The organism is Marinobacter arenosus, assembly GCF_019264345.1.
In the GTDB taxonomy this organism is placed as follows: domain Bacteria; phylum Pseudomonadota; class Gammaproteobacteria; order Pseudomonadales; family Oleiphilaceae; genus Marinobacter; species Marinobacter arenosus.
Genome location: NZ_JAHVAO010000001.1, coordinates 659955 through 674083 on the forward strand (window position 1 = coordinate 659955; position 14129 = coordinate 674083).

Consider the following 14129-nt stretch of genomic DNA (forward strand, 5'->3'; position numbering starts at 1 on the left):
GTCATTGGATGCATCAGCGGAACTGATATTCAACACCAACCAGGACCCAGGCTTCATCGAACTCCCGGATCAGCACATCACTGGTACGCGTTTCATAGCCCAAGACGGTCACGAAATTGAGCTGTCTGTTCAATTGGAAATCGATTCCGGTATTGACTCGAATGACATCGTCTTCGGTATCGTCTGCGCTGTAACGGAACAATTCATAGCGTGCCCCCACGGTCCAATTCAACTGGCCTGATAGCGGGCGCCGAAAGAACGCATCGATACCGGCGCTATCCTCTTCAATGCCGATATCAAGATAGTCTGACCGATTTGCAAACAGTCCAATGTCAAAGGTAGCGGCGCCAAGATCATTATTTGTACCCAACCGCAAGGCTGTGACCTCGACAGCACTTGTCTGATCCAGATTAAAAATAAAATCATCAAAGCGAGCATCGAAATCGGACGTTTGATCGGTGAGCTCTCGACTCGCTTCAATTTCAAGTTCTGTAGTGACATTTATCTGACGAACCAATAACACATTGCCAACGAAGCTGTCGTATTCCCGTGGACTACTGTTTTGCAGCGAGGATTCAATCTGGCCATAGCCCAATGCGCCGCTCAGGGCCGTTGCAGCCCAAGTTTTCCTGAAAGGAGCGCTGACAGTGAGCCGATCAAATTCCTCCTCAGTATCGAGCTCCGACTGATCTACACTCACTCGCAGTCCAGCCGTCAATGAGGGACTGAAGAAATGGTTCCAACCGACCGAGCCGCTGTACCGTTCCCCGTCCTTTTGTTCAGGTTCCCGAAACTCCGTATTCTCGTAGGAGGCAGAGAGCAAGAGCTCATCCACTGCGCCTAACCTGAATGTGAGCACCGGACCGGTTCGAAAGACATTTTTCTGTGTTCGGTTGTTGGGAGTATTGGTTACCCGACTGTCCCGGGTGACGTCTCTGAGATAGTCCGAAGCCTCCCAAACCAGATTACTACCCAGGCGACAATCTCCCTCAAAATCAGCATTGGCGGTAGTTTCCGGTGAAAACGTTTCATCAAGCCAGCGGCTATAACCAACTCTCGCAGCCAGATCAGAATTACAGTTGCCAGGATCGGATGTATGTTGAACGCCTAGAAACACCCTCGATTCCAGGTCCGATTCCTCATCGAAAGGAGCCTGCGTAGCATTATTGGTATAGCGCGAATCCAGCCCGACCGAGAAGACGGCAGGAGCTGCCACTGCGTGGCCCGATGAGCTCATCCAGAGTCCGAAAATGAGTAAACCGTACCGCCCTTTGAGTACTGACAATCCCTGTCTAACCATTAATCACCGTCCCGACAAATTTTTGCGGATTGAACGCGAGGGCGGCCTGCTCCACTTGATTAGGAGTAACCCGTCCATGAGGAACAACCAGCATCGCGTAATCACAGAGCTCCGAGAGAATCCTGGCGTCAGGCGATTCAGTAATAGGCGCAGTATCGAGCACAATGAAGCGGTCTGGATAACGGCGCCTCACCGCCTGGAGGAACTGTTTCATTCTGAAGGAGGTAAAAAATTCGCTCGGTGTCTCCCGACGACTCCCTGCGGGTATAAGTCGCAAACGAGGAATGCCTGTAGGGTATAGAATCCTGGCAATGTCGTAATCAGGATCATCCAGAAAATCGGTGAGCCCCGTTTCCGGCATGATATCGAGCGTAGAGTGAAGCGTTGGCTCCCGAAGATTGCAGTCTATGACGACGGCAGTCTTGGACTGATCGAACGCAAAGGCCGCTGCCAGATTGAGCGCCACGAATGATGCACCCGCTCCCCGATTTGTCGCGCTTACGACAATCGTGAAATTGTTACCGCCTGAGGCTTCGAGTAACTTGGTCCTAAGGTCCCGGAAGCGGTTGACGAGTGCCCGGTTGCTTGATTCAGGGTAAATGATCCGGCGTTCATCCATGTCGTCCGCAGTTAACCTTCGAGGCTCCTGCATTCGGACAATCTGCTTGCTGATGACATACCGGTCCACCGCGCCGGGGCCGAGCTCAAGGGAACTGGGGACGAGCATACGGGAGTCATCCCACTCCGAATAAGGGACACCATCCTTGTTTAACTCATCCTTGTTCCTCAGCCAATAATTGTCCTCCTGACGACTACTGTCTCCACTAACGACTGACTGGCCTTTCTCCGAATCCTTGAGGGAACCCGTTTTGCTATTCTGGTCATTCATCCGATCACTCCCATCAGCGCGGCTCCGGCGACACTCAAGTAGACAACCACGGCAACCACGGCAATAACTCCAACCACCACAGTTACCCTGTGGTCCCGCCGTTGCTCAAACGGCGTTCTTATTTCCGGAAGCTGTACCAAAACCGGCAACTCAATGGTTTCCTCGAGTTGTTCCCGTGCTCTTACTCTCGGATCGATCTGCAAGAGCCCTGCAACAAGACCAAACGGTGCCGCCAATCCCAAAAAGAGCCCGGCGGCTGCAAACAGCGGGAACCCAGGGCCTGATGCCGATAGAGGGTACTGCGCCTTTTCGTTAATTCGGTAATTCAGCCCCTGACCTTCAACATCCAGGGACATGGAAACCCTCGCCCGTTCACGTCGCTTGAGCAGGTCATCATAAATCTCTTTGTTAACCTCCATGTCCCGCGTTAGCTCCATGTACTGGGCCTTGTTTTCCTGGATGCGTTCCATCCGCTTGGCCTGTTCCGAAAGGAGCTGTCTGAAGCTGTTGATTCGGGAATTGAGCGTCTGTATATCCGCTCTGGTGGACGTTAGTTCGGTCTGGATCTCCTGATAGACCGGGTTCGACAGGGATTCATCTCCAATTGGCTGGGGCTCGTCACTTTGCTCAGCAAGTTGTCTCGCACGTTGGCGACGCAGCTCCTGAAGCTGTTCCCGCAGGATCACGATATCGGGATAAGTATCGTGATAACGAAGGCGCAGATTATCCAGTTGCTCTTCGAGAGAACTGATCCGGGTCTGGTATGCATCCGGGGTTCTGCCCTGCCGTATCGTGGGATTCACACGATTCAGTTCAAGCTCCAGTGATTGTTCCCGGGCTTCGAGTTCCGATTTTTCTAACTGGGCAAGCTCAAGCTGACTCCTGAGATTATCCAGGCGATCATTGGCGTCGCCCTCCGTGCCATCGACGTTCTCAGAGAGAAATGCCTGCAAGCGCTCTTCGGCCTGGGCCAACTGACGCTCATAGCTGCGTACCTGATTATTGATGAACTCGTAGGCGTTCCGGCTTTCCGAGCGTTTCCTTTCGTTCGTTTCTTCAATGAAGAGCTGCCCCATACGCTGGGCAACCTGGAACGCTCGCATTGGCGACCCTGCCTGATAGACTATCGCGAAATAGCTGTCGCCACGGGGAACAACGGACAGGTTCTCTTTTAAGCCAAAAATCCGGCCCTCAAGCCTCGGGCGCTCGACGTCTGCGGCCCCCTCGCCAAAGATCTCCTCGTCTTTGGCGATTTTCTCGATCACACTTCGACTCCAGAGTAATTCCTGAGCTGCCGACGCTCTGTCATTAATTTCGGTTGCAACCGCACTGCCTTCCATCAACGGGCGGATGATATTCTGATCGTCAATGAAAATGACCGTCTCAGATTGATATTTGTAGGGCCATAGGAAGCCTGCAGCCAGAACACCAAAGCTCACGATGATGAAGAGCAGCAGGGCCAGCCATTTTCTGGACCGTACTTCCTTGACGATTTCGACTGGTAACTCGGACAGAGGCAGTGCCATGGCGCATAACTCACTCTTGGATTAACACAGACCCATTTAGATTCTGGTCGCTTAGAAATTCCGCTCCGGAATACTAAGAATATCTCCCGGCCGAATCGCGTAATTTGTTGCGACATCACCATTGTTCAATATGTCTTCCAGGCGAACCGGAATGGCGATAACCTCGCCGTCAACTTTTCGGTAAAGCATGGATTTATTGAGGGCCGCAAAGGGCGTCGTGCCGCCAGCACCAAGCACAACATCAAGCACGGTCATTCCTGCCCGGTGCGGCACCGATACAGGTTGCTCAACAGCACCGGTGACTCTCACTCGATCGGTGTACTCGTGGCTACCCATCGATGTTACGACAATGCTGACCTGAGGTTGGCGGATGTAACGTGCCAGGCTACTTTCGATATCATCGGCAAGCGCCTGCGGTGTTCGACCACTTGCCTGCACATCACCAACGAGAGGAACGGAAATCTTGCCATCAGGACGAACCGGCACCTCGATACTGAGATCTTCATTACGCCAGACCGAGACCTTAACGACGTCCGTGGCTCCGAGAACATATTCTTCAACACTGGTCGCCGTATTGACACTCAGCGCCCGTTGAATTTTGTCTCTGGATGAGGGTGAGTGACCGGCGCATCCTGAAATCAGGGTAACCGTCAACAACAGGGCAAGCCCTGGAAGGGAGTACATCCGTGACATTGTAAATCCTCTCTACAATTCCTTGCTTCTTTCCATATCTCGGGAACAGCGTAACCCCGAAACTACCTTGATCCTTTTTTGAACAATACCACTTCGACTGTCTGAATTATAATCAACAAATCAAGAAGCAGGCTTTGATTCTTGATGTAATAGAGGTCATAGCGAAGTTTTTCCCGCGTATCTTCTTCATTATCAGCATAGGCGAAGCAGAGTTGGGCCCATCCGGTGACTCCCGGCTTCACACGATGCCTCTCACTGTAGAACGGTATTTTTTCCGAGAGTTGCTGAACAAATACCGGCCGCTCTGGCCGGGGGCCGACAAAGGCCATGGTGCCGTTCAATACATTGAAGATCTGAGGCAACTCGTCGATTCGAACCTTGCGAATAAACTCCCCCACCCGCGTAACGCGAGCGTCGTTCTTGCTGGCCCATACGGCTCCATTCCTCTCAGCGTCTGTAACCATCGAACGGAATTTATGCACTTTGAACACCTGCCCATTCAAACCAACCCGCTCCTGGCTGTAGAAAACCGGTGATTTCAATCCATCTTCGATCTTGATAGCGATTGCGGTCAGAATCATGAATGGCAAGCCGGCAATCAGCAGTGCGGTCGCTGCAAGAATATCCAGCGACCGTTTCCCGATGCCAAATACAGAGGACACAGAGAACCCATCGGAAAACACCAACCACCCGTGGGAAATCATTTCCAGGGCCACCTTACGGGACTCCCGCTCGTAGAAGGTCGCACCGTCAACAATTTTTACACCCTCCATCTTGCACTCCAGCAAATCCTCCATCGGAAGCCCTTTCCTTCGATCGTCAACGGCCACGACGATCTCACTGACGGGGTGCTTGTGGATGTATTGCTGCAAAGTCGTAGCCGGATAGATCAGGTGTTCTTCCGGAACCTCCCTCTGCTCCCCGGGTAGGGGTACAAAGCCACTGAGACTGAAGCCTTTTCGGTTGAAAGGTGTTTTCAAGTCCTCGAGGAGTTGATTTGCACGAAACCCCGAGCCAAGGACAAGAACCTTGCGCTTGAACGCGTCTTTGCCCGCAATGGCAAAGAAAACGGAGCGCACGATTCCCAACATAAAAAATCCGAACACCGAGGCCGCCGTCAGTACGCCGCTCGAGCCGAGGTACCACAGCCACTCACTGGCAAGCAGATAGGTGAAGCCGGCAACGGGTACACCCACGATCAGCGCAAGGATCGTCCTCAGCATCATTCCCGACATGCCCTCTTCCAGTCTGGCCTGATGGACCCCGATAGAGATCATGACCAGGAGGTTGACGGCAGCAAAGACCACGGCGGAAGGAAGCAGGAAGGCCAGATTGTCCAGAAAAAACCCGGCGTCGCCAAAATAGCGAAAAAATACAGCCAGCAGAAAGCTGAAGACCAATACCAGGAAATCAATCAGGCCCAGAATAACGAAGGGGAGGTGTATATAATGCCGGAACAGCCTGACGTGGGCCACGTCAACTCCTTTTGATGTTCAACCGAGCACGCTCCCTGCATCCACTGCAAAGGGAACTCAATACACCAGAGTTTACTGTAATTTTTTGTAACTTCAATGATTCATGGTCAATTGCCAGCCAAAAAGCAGCGCTGCCGCTCAGCGCCTCCTACCCGCGCGCCCGAGGAGCAGAAGCGCCAGAAGGCCGAGCCCCAACAGCGCAAATGACCCCGGTTCCCTGACCGATTCTGCGGATTCACCTAGCGCCTCAGTGTTGCCGGATGAAGATGTCCATACCCTCTGTTTCGGGCCACTTTCTGCCGGCTTGAAGCCAGCGTCATCGTTCTCAATCCGCCGGCCATCGATGGCTAAAAGGTCGAGGCGCGGTTCCTGCCCAGACGATACCGAAGGCGGTTGCAAGGAATCGGCATCCAAAACTGGCGCGGCAGGCACTCCCGTGAAAGATCCTGTAACGATCAGCGTAACGATGCCAGCACGCCTCGCAGCGCCAGTGACGGCCATAAACCCTCCCGCTCTACCTCACAGCCACGGAAAGTAATGTGCATAGGCTGTACCACCCAGCCGAGTCCTCATGTTTGTGGGCTTGTTTCCTGACACTAGTCTTCAGAACAGCAAGCTATCTTTGCCCTCACCCGTAAAATTATTCGACGTCCCACCCCGAGAGATAAATTCCCGCGACCCGAATCAAATCACGAACTGGTCCATGAACAAGTGCACGGGCATGCCCTCCAGTACCTCATGATCAGCGAAGCTTTCCACGATCTGCCTGGCCCTATGGGTCGGGAACCGGGTACGGAGGTTAGCGCTGAATTTCTCCTCCAGCAGAGGAATACTTTCCTCCCGGCGCCGGCGATGGCCAATCGGATATTCCACGGCCACCTTCTCGGTACTGCTGCCGTCCTTGAAGAAGACCTGGACAGCATTGGCAATGGAGCGCTTTTCGGGCTCAAGATACTCTTTCGAATATCGAGGTTCTTCGACAACCTCCATTTTGTCGCGCAGGTCATCAATGATCGGATGGGCTTCGTGAAAGCTGTCCTCGTAGTGATCGGCGGTCAGACTGCCAAATATCAAGGGCACCGCGACCATGTATTGGAGACAGTGATCGCGATCCGCCGGATTGGCCAGTGCACCTTGTTTGGAAATGATTCGAATCGCAGACTCATGGGTCGTGATGACCACCTTGTCGATATCCTCGATTCTGGCCTGAACCTCAGGGTGCAACGTGACTGCAGCCTCAACGGCGGTCTGGGCATGAAATTCGGCAGGAAACGAAACCTTGAAGAGGATGTTCTCCATCACATAAGACCCGAACGAGCGCGGCAGCGTGAATCGGCGTTCGCCATCCGGCTTTAGCTTCTGATCCTTGTTGGTTTTACTGAACGAAACGTCATAGAACCCCCATTGAGAGGCCGTCAATACCCCGGGAATCCCCATCTCCCCGCGCAACGCAATGTCCGCAAGACGAACAGCTCTCGAGGTTGCATCCCCTGCAGCCCAGGATTTTCGAGAGCCCGCGTTAGGTGCGTGCCGATAGGTTCTCAGGCTCTGACCGTCAACCCAGGCGTGAGAAAGCGCAGAGAGCAGTTCCTCCCTCCTCGCCCCCATCAGTTTCGCGGTAACCGCTGTCGAAGCGACTTTTACCAGTACAACGTGATCGAGGCCCACCCGGTTGAAGGAGTTCTCCAGGGCAAGAATTCCCTGTATTTCGTGCGCCATAATCATGGCCTCGAGAACAGAGCGCATGGTCAGCGGCGCTTGCCCCTGAGCAACCCGTCTTTGGGATAGATGGTCTGCCACGGCCAGGATGCCGCCGAGATTGTCCGAGGGGTGCCCCCATTCCGCTGCCAGCCAGGTATCGTTGTAGTCAAGCCAACGAATGGTGCAGCCAATATCCCAGGCCGCTTTGACGGGATCCAGACGAAATGACGTACCGGGAACCCGAGCACCATGGGGGACCACGGTGCCCTCCACAATAGGCCCCAGATGCTTTGCGCACTCGGGGAAACGAAGGGCCAGCAGGCCACAGCCAAGGGTATCCATGAGGCAGTATCGGGCGGTTCGCCAGGCTTCGGCACTGTCTATGGCGTAATCCAGCACATAGTCGGCGATGGTCTGAAGGACTTCATCAAACTCCGGGCGCTCGTTCTTATCGCTGTTGTCGGTCATGGTCGCTTCCTCCTCGACGGCCAGGCTTCATAGCTAGAAGCCTAGTTCACTGTTGTGTGAATAAACGATGTTTTCGCTCCCTCCTTGTGCCACCGAAAACGTGAGCGATGTCACACTTTTTTACAACCTACACTCCTTGCAAACGCAGCACTTTCCCGGTGCTGACGAAACCCTTCTGTTTTTTAGCAAGAATTTCGGAATTGGTATCCACTTTGCGTTCGTATTCAGGAGTAGCCGTTGTCATTCGCTCTCAAGCAGCGTTTCACTCTACAGGGGTGCTTTGCTATGACACATTCTCCCTTTAAATTATTGCTATGGAGCTCGGCTTTTGCTTCGGGCCTGGCGGTCGCGTCGCCCATTGAAATCTCAGATGTTACTGGGACCTGGATAAACGTGACACCCGGTGCCCCGGTGGTCTCAGGCCTGAACACGGATACCGTCAAGTGGGGTAACTCCACCCCCGATTACCAGAGTGGCTATTCGTTCACCGGCACTGCCGCCTCGGCGGTTCACACCAGCGACGGAGAAGCGTTTGCCCTGGGTGAGTTCACGCATTTCAACCACCCCATCGGCGGGACGCCGTTGACCGGAGCCGAACTCAAGGTGTCTGCTACCGTAAACTTTAACGGTGTCTACCAGTTGCTGGAATCCGTTTTCCAGTTTGATCACTGGGAAACCGTCAATACACCGGCTGAAGGTCAGGCGTGCGGCAATGGCGAATCCAGAGAGTCGACCCTGAATCAGTATGGCTGCGCTGACCGTGTCACACTGGCCCTGAATCCGTCCAGCTCTTCGTACTACTCATTCGGCTCGAGGCAGTATTACCTTGATATCACCGGATTCTTCCAGGATGGCGAACTCGCTCACGCACTCTGGACCCAGGAGCGGACCACGAGTACTTCCCTGCTCTCGGGTATTATTCGGTCCAGCGCACTGGAAGTGCCTGAGCCCTCGTCCTTTTTGCTCGTCGTGTTGAGTTTGCTGGGCTTTCTCTCACGGAAGGTGTGGAGACGGGCGTAGTCGACTGCTTGAATGAAAGTAACGGCAGTGGCACCCCTGGTTGGGATGCCACTGCATTGCTACTACGTTCTAAAAAGAATCTCCTGGCACACGCACCCAACCTTCCATGAGTATCCGCGCGCTGCGGCTCATGACAGCCTTGGTGGCCGTCCATTCCCCATCGACTTGTTGTGCCTCGGCGCCGACCCGCAGGGTGCCTGAGGGGTGACCGAAGGTCACGTCAGTCCGATCGCCTCCGCCGGCCGCCAGGTTCACTAGTGTTCCGGGAATGGCGGACGCCGTCGCAATAGCAACCGCAGCCGTACCCATCATGGCGTGGTGCAGTTTGCCCATTGACAGGGCTCGGACCAGAACATCAATGTCTCCGGCACCGATCCGCTTACCACTGGAAGAGGTGTAGTCCGCCGGACTGCTGACAAAGGCAACTTTCGGAGTGTGCTGCCGATTCGCCGCTTCCTCAATGTTTTCGATCAACCCCATTCGCACGGCACCGTGGGCCCGAATCGTCTCAAACATCGCCAGGGCCTTCGGGTCGCTGTTGATGTCATCCTGCAATTCAGTCCCGGTGTAGCCGATATCCTCGGCGTTCACAAAGATGGTCGGGATTCCCGCGTTGATCATCGTAGCCTTGAGTGAACCGACCCCGGGAACCTCCAGTTCGTCAACCACATTGCCGGTCGGGAACATGGCTCCGTCGCCGTCGGCGGGGTCCATGAATTCCACCTGAACCTCGGCCGCAGGGAAGGTCACTCCATCCAGCTCGAAATCACCGGTTTCCTGAACTTCCCCGTTGGTAATTGGTACCTGGGCGACGATGGTTTTCCGGATGTTGGCCTGCCAGATACGGACCTTGCAGAAGCCGTTGTCGGGAATGCGATCTCGCGATACAAACCCACCGTTGATGGCGAATGCGCCGACCGCGGCGGTCAAGTTGCCGCAATTTCCGCTCCAGTCGACGAACGGCTTGTCGATGGACACCTGCCCGAAAAGATAGTCCACATCGTGATCAGGCTGGGTAGGCTCAGCCAGAATCACCGTTTTGCTGGTGCTGGACGTCGCCCCGCCCATTCCGTCAATTTGCTTCTGATAGGGGTCCGGACTGCCAATAACTCTCAGCAGGAGCTGGTCTCTGGCCTTACCTGGAACCCGGGCGGCTTCCGGCAGATCCTGCAGCCGGAAAAACACGCCCTTGCTGGTTCCGCCACGCATATACGTGGCGGGGATTCTGATTTGCGCTGGAAAGCTCATGCGGCGCCCTCCGCCTCCAGGAAGTCCTGAGCGAATCGCTGAAGCACACCCCCGGCAGAGTAGATTGACACCTCTTCCGCCGTATCGAGCCGGCAGATCACGGGCACGTGCTCGGTGCTGCCGTTCTTACGATGAATCACCAGCGTCAGCTCGGCTTTCGGCGAGGCGACGCCCTCGACGTCGTAGGTTTCCGTGCCATCCAGTGCCAGAGTCTGGCGAGTCGTGCCCTCCTCAAACTGCAAAGGCATCACACCCATACCCACCAGGTTCGTGCGGTGAATGCGCTCAAAGCCCTCGGCGACGATGGCTTCAACGCCTGCCAGGGCTACGCCTTTGGCCGCCCAGTCGCGGGAAGAACCCTGACCATAATCTGCCCCGGCAATAATGATCAGCGGCTGCTTACGCTCCATGTAGGTTTCAATCGCCTCCCACATGCGCGTTACCTTTCCTTCCGGCTCAATCCGGGCCAGGGAGCCTTGTTTCACGTTGCCATTCTCATCCCGGACCATTTCGTTGAACAGCTTGGGATTGGCGAAGGTTGCACGCTGGGCCGTGAGGTGGTCGCCGCGGTGCGTTGCGTAGGAATTGAAGTCTTCCTCCGGCAAGCCCATTTTCGCCAGGTATTCGCCGGCCGCACTGCTGGCGAGGATGGCGTTCGAGGGCGACAGGTGGTCAGTGGTAATGTTGTCCGGCAGAATCGCCAGCGGGCGCATGCCCTTGAGGGTCTTCTCGCCGGCAAGCCCACCCTCCCAGTAGGGAGGACGACGAATGTAGGTGCTCTGTGGGCGCCATTCGTAATTCGGATTGGTGTTCGCCCGGGCATCGCGAGTGATGTCGAACATCGGGATGTAGGTACTGCGGAATTGTTCCGGCTTGACGCTCGCCTTCACAATCGCGTCAATTTCTTCATCGTTCGGCCAGATATCTTTCAGCGTGATCGGGTTACCGTCCTGATCATAACCCAGCGCATCTTTCTCGATATCAAAACGGATCGTTCCGGCAATCGCATAGGCGACAACCAGCGGCGGAGAGGCCAGGAATGCCTGTTTCGCGTAAGGGTGAATCCGCCCGTCAAAGTTCCGGTTACCGGACAGGACCGCTGTCGAGTAAAGGTCCCGGTCGATGATTTCCTGCTGGATCTTTGGGTCCAGCGCACCGCTCATGCCGTTGCAGGTGGTGCAGGCAAAGGCAACGACGCCAAAGCCAAGGTCTTCAAGCTCTGGTAGCAGATTGGCCTCTTCCAGGTACATTTTCACCGTCTTGGAGCCAGGAGCCAGCGAGGTCTTCACCCAGGGCTTCCTCGTGAGGCCCAGCTTGTTGGCGTTGCGGGCAATGAGGCCCGCTGCCACCATGTTCCTGGGGTTCGAGGTGTTGGTGCAACTGGTGATTGCTGCAATGATCACCGCACCATCGGGCATCTTGCCCTCTTCCTGCTCCCACTCACCGGCAATTCCACGCTTGGCAAGCTCGGAGGTTGGCAGATGTGCATGCGGGTTGGAGGGGCCTGCCAGGGTGCGCTCAACTTTGGACAGGTCAAACTTCAATACCCGCTCATACTCGACCTGCTTCAGACTGTCAGCCCAGAGTCCTGTGTGCTTGGCGTACTTCTCGACAAGGGCAACCTGATCGTCCTCACGTCCGGTCAGTTTCAGATAGTCAATCGTCTGGCCATCGATGTAGAACATGGCCGCTGTCGCACCATACTCTGGCGTCATATTCGAAATGGTGGCGCGGTCGCCGACCGTGAGGCTGTCAACCCCCTCGCCGTAGAACTCCAGGTACGCGCCAACAACCCGCTCTTTACGCAGGAATTCGGTAATCGCCAGTACCATATCGGTACCGGTAATGCCCGGACGCAGCTTACCCGTCAGTTCCACACCGACGATGTCCGGCAGGCGCATCATCGAGGCACGACCAAGCATCACGCTTTCGGCTTCCAGGCCACCCACACCGACAGAGATGACACCCAGAGCATCAACCATCGGCGTGTGGCTGTCGGTCCCTACGCAGGTATCCGGGAAGGCTACACCGTCACGGGACTGCACCACCGGCGACATTTTCTCCAGATTGATCTGGTGCATGATCCCATTGCCGGGCGGGATCACATCCACATTCTTGAAGGCCGTTTTTGTCCAGTTAATGAAGTGAAAACGGTCATCGTTGCGACGGTCTTCCACCGCACGGTTCTTCTCGAACGCATCCTTTTCAAAACCCGCGTGCTCTACCGCCAGCGAATGGTCGACGATCAACTGGGTTGGCACAACAGGGTTCACTTTAGCGGGATCCCCACCTTTCTCCGCGATGGCGTCCCTCAGGCCCGCAAGGTCAACCAGGGCGGTCTGGCCTAGAATGTCATGACAGACCACACGCGCCGGATACCATGGAAAATCCAGATCGCGCTTGCGCTCGATCAGCTGCTTGAGTGAAGCGGTGAGCATCTCCGGATCACACCGGCGAACCAACTGCTCGGCCAGGATCCTAGAGGTGTAAGGAAGCGTGTCATAGGCGCCAGGCTGGATGTCTTCCACCGCCTGACGGGTATCAAAATAGTCCAGGTCAGTACCCGGAAGCGCTTTGCGGTAATCAGTATTCATCGGTAGGAACTCATGTCAGGTATCGAAGATGTGGGCGGTAACGGGCACGACCGGAAAGCCCGGAAGTGCCCTGCCTGGCTTAGGGGCGCTCGTCGATGGGCACCCACTTCGAATCAGCTGGGCCGGTATACTCGGCACTCGGGCGAATGATCCGGTTGTTTTCCCGCTGTTCTTTTACATGAGCGGTCCAGCCCGAAACCCGCGACATCACAAAGATCGGGGTAAACAATTCGGTTGGAATGCCCATGAAGTGATAGGCCGATGCGTGGAAGAAGTCCGCGTTACAGAAGAGTTTTTTCTCACGCCACATGACCTCTTCACACCGAACCGAAACCGGGTAAAGGACCGTATCGCCGACTTCGTTAGCGAGTTTCTCGGACCATTTCTTGATAATCGCGTTACGGGGATCAGAGTCCTTGTAGATGGCATGGCCGAAGCCCATGATCTTTTCTTTCCGCTCAAGCATGCCCATCAGGCCCGCTTCTGCTTCGTCCGGAGTCTTGAATCTCTGAATCAGCTCCATCGCCGCTTCGTTCGCACCGCCATGCAGGGGACCGCGCAACGTACCGATCGCACCGGTCACGCAACTGTGGATATCAGACAGTGTTGAAGCGCAGACCCTGGCTGTAAACGTCGACGCATTGAACTCATGCTCCGCGTACAGAATCAGAGACACGTTCATCACACGCTCATGAAGCTCGCTCGGTTTTTTGCCGTGCAACAGCTCAAGGAAATGGCCACCAATGGAATCCACATCACTGTCCGTCTCGATCCGGACGCCCTCGTGGGCAAAGCGGTACCAGTAGGTGATGATGGATGGGAAAACGGCCAGCATGCGATCGATCTTGTCGTCCTGCTCGCTGAAGTCTTTTTCCGTCTCCAAGTTACCCAACATGGAACAACCGGTGCGCATGACGTCCATGGGGTGCGCATCCCTGGGAATCTGCTCAAGCACAGTCTTCAAGGCAGCGGGAAGGCCTCGGAGACTCTGCAGCTTCTGTTTGTAGGCGTCCAGCTCCTGGCGGTTGGGCAGTTTGCCTCTCAACAGCAGGTAGGCAATTTCCTCAAACTGGGCCTTCTCAGCCAGATCGGCGATTTCATATCCGCGATAGGTCAGTCCGGCACCGGACTGGCCCACCGTACACAAAGCCGTTTGACCCGCTACCTGTCCGCGCAGACCTGCGCCTCCCAGTTTCTTCGCTTCAGCCATTGTTG

At 55.3% G+C, this 14129-nt stretch carries 10 protein-coding genes; 1 reads left to right on the forward strand and 9 read right to left on the reverse strand.

The window, feature by feature from the left end; all coding sequences use genetic code 11:
- Nucleotides 1–13: 13 nt before the first annotated feature.
- The 6 genes from KXD86_RS02985 to KXD86_RS03010 all read right to left on the reverse strand — a co-directional run bounded on the left by KXD86_RS02985 (nt 14) and on the right by KXD86_RS03010 (nt 8052).
- Nucleotides 14–1237, reverse strand: a complete 1224-nt coding sequence (locus KXD86_RS02985; protein WP_218634600.1) for an outer membrane beta-barrel protein — start codon at nt 1235–1237, stop codon at nt 14–16.
- A 55-nt stretch (nt 1238–1292) separates the two neighbouring features.
- Nucleotides 1293–2189 (reverse strand): P-loop NTPase family protein, encoded by an 897-nt coding sequence (locus KXD86_RS02990; protein ID WP_228739308.1) that lies wholly within the window; start codon nt 2187–2189, stop codon nt 1293–1295.
- Complete coding sequence (locus KXD86_RS02995; protein ID WP_218634601.1) at nt 2186–3715, reverse strand: XrtA system polysaccharide chain length determinant; 1530 nt, start codon at nt 3713–3715, stop codon at nt 2186–2188. The genes KXD86_RS02990 and KXD86_RS02995 overlap by 4 nt, the downstream gene beginning before the upstream one ends.
- Nucleotides 3716–3766: 51 nt before the next feature.
- Entirely contained in the window at nt 3767–4408 is a 642-nt protein-coding gene (locus tag KXD86_RS03000; protein WP_218634602.1) for an XrtA/PEP-CTERM system exopolysaccharide export protein, read from the reverse strand.
- A 62-nt stretch (nt 4409–4470) separates the two neighbouring features.
- Complete coding sequence (locus KXD86_RS03005) at nt 4471–5883, reverse strand: TIGR03013 family XrtA/PEP-CTERM system glycosyltransferase (RefSeq protein ID WP_218634603.1); 1413 nt, start codon at nt 5881–5883, stop codon at nt 4471–4473.
- Nucleotides 5884–6567: 684 nt separating this feature from the next.
- On the reverse strand, nt 6568–8052 hold the full coding sequence (locus KXD86_RS03010) for a bifunctional 2-methylcitrate dehydratase/aconitate hydratase (RefSeq protein ID WP_218634604.1): 1485 nt from the start codon (nt 8050–8052) through the stop codon (nt 6568–6570).
- 285 nt (nt 8053–8337) lie between these two features.
- Between KXD86_RS03010 and KXD86_RS03015 the strand changes: the two genes are divergently transcribed.
- Nucleotides 8338–9072, forward strand: coding sequence for a THxN family PEP-CTERM protein (locus KXD86_RS03015; protein WP_218634605.1), 735 nt, complete (start codon nt 8338–8340; stop codon nt 9070–9072).
- 69 nt (nt 9073–9141) lie between these two features.
- Here KXD86_RS03015 and prpF read toward each other — a convergent pair whose 3' ends face one another.
- From prpF to prpC, 3 genes are all read right to left on the reverse strand, one after another.
- Entirely contained in the window at nt 9142–10320 is a 1179-nt protein-coding gene (prpF, locus tag KXD86_RS03020) for a 2-methylaconitate cis-trans isomerase PrpF (RefSeq protein ID WP_218634606.1), read from the reverse strand.
- The gene (gene acnD, locus KXD86_RS03025; protein ID WP_218634607.1) at nt 10317–12914 is read right to left on the reverse strand and encodes a Fe/S-dependent 2-methylisocitrate dehydratase AcnD; all 2598 of its coding nucleotides are present in this window, start codon (nt 12912–12914) and stop codon (nt 10317–10319) included. The genes prpF and acnD overlap by 4 nt, the downstream gene beginning before the upstream one ends.
- Nucleotides 12915–12993: 79 nt before the next feature.
- On the reverse strand, nt 12994–14124 hold the full coding sequence (gene prpC, locus KXD86_RS03030; RefSeq protein ID WP_218634608.1) for a bifunctional 2-methylcitrate synthase/citrate synthase: 1131 nt from the start codon (nt 14122–14124) through the stop codon (nt 12994–12996).
- Nucleotides 14125–14129 lie beyond the last annotated feature (5 nt).

Coding starts and splice junctions, on each gene's coding strand:
- KXD86_RS02985 (WP_218634600.1), bottom strand. CDS start 1,237: ATGAGCTCATCGGGCCACGCAGTGGCAGCTCCTGCCGTCTTCTCGGTC.
- KXD86_RS02990 (WP_228739308.1), bottom strand. CDS start 2,189: ATGAATGACCAGAATAGCAAAACGGGTTCCCTCAAGGATTCGGAGAAA.
- KXD86_RS02995 (WP_218634601.1), bottom strand. CDS start 3,715: ATGGCACTGCCTCTGTCCGAGTTACCAGTCGAAATCGTCAAGGAAGTA.
- KXD86_RS03000 (WP_218634602.1), bottom strand. CDS start 4,408: ATGTCACGGATGTACTCCCTTCCAGGGCTTGCCCTGTTGTTGACGGTT.
- KXD86_RS03010 (WP_218634604.1), bottom strand. CDS start 8,052: ATGACCGACAACAGCGATAAGAACGAGCGCCCGGAGTTTGATGAAGTC.
- KXD86_RS03015 (WP_218634605.1), top strand. CDS start 8,338: ATGACACATTCTCCCTTTAAATTATTGCTATGGAGCTCGGCTTTTGCT.
- prpF (WP_218634606.1), bottom strand. CDS start 10,320: ATGAGCTTTCCAGCGCAAATCAGAATCCCCGCCACGTATATGCGTGGC.
- acnD (WP_218634607.1), bottom strand. CDS start 12,914: ATGAATACTGATTACCGCAAAGCGCTTCCGGGTACTGACCTGGACTAT.
- prpC (WP_218634608.1), bottom strand. CDS start 14,124: ATGGCTGAAGCGAAGAAACTGGGAGGCGCAGGTCTGCGCGGACAGGTA.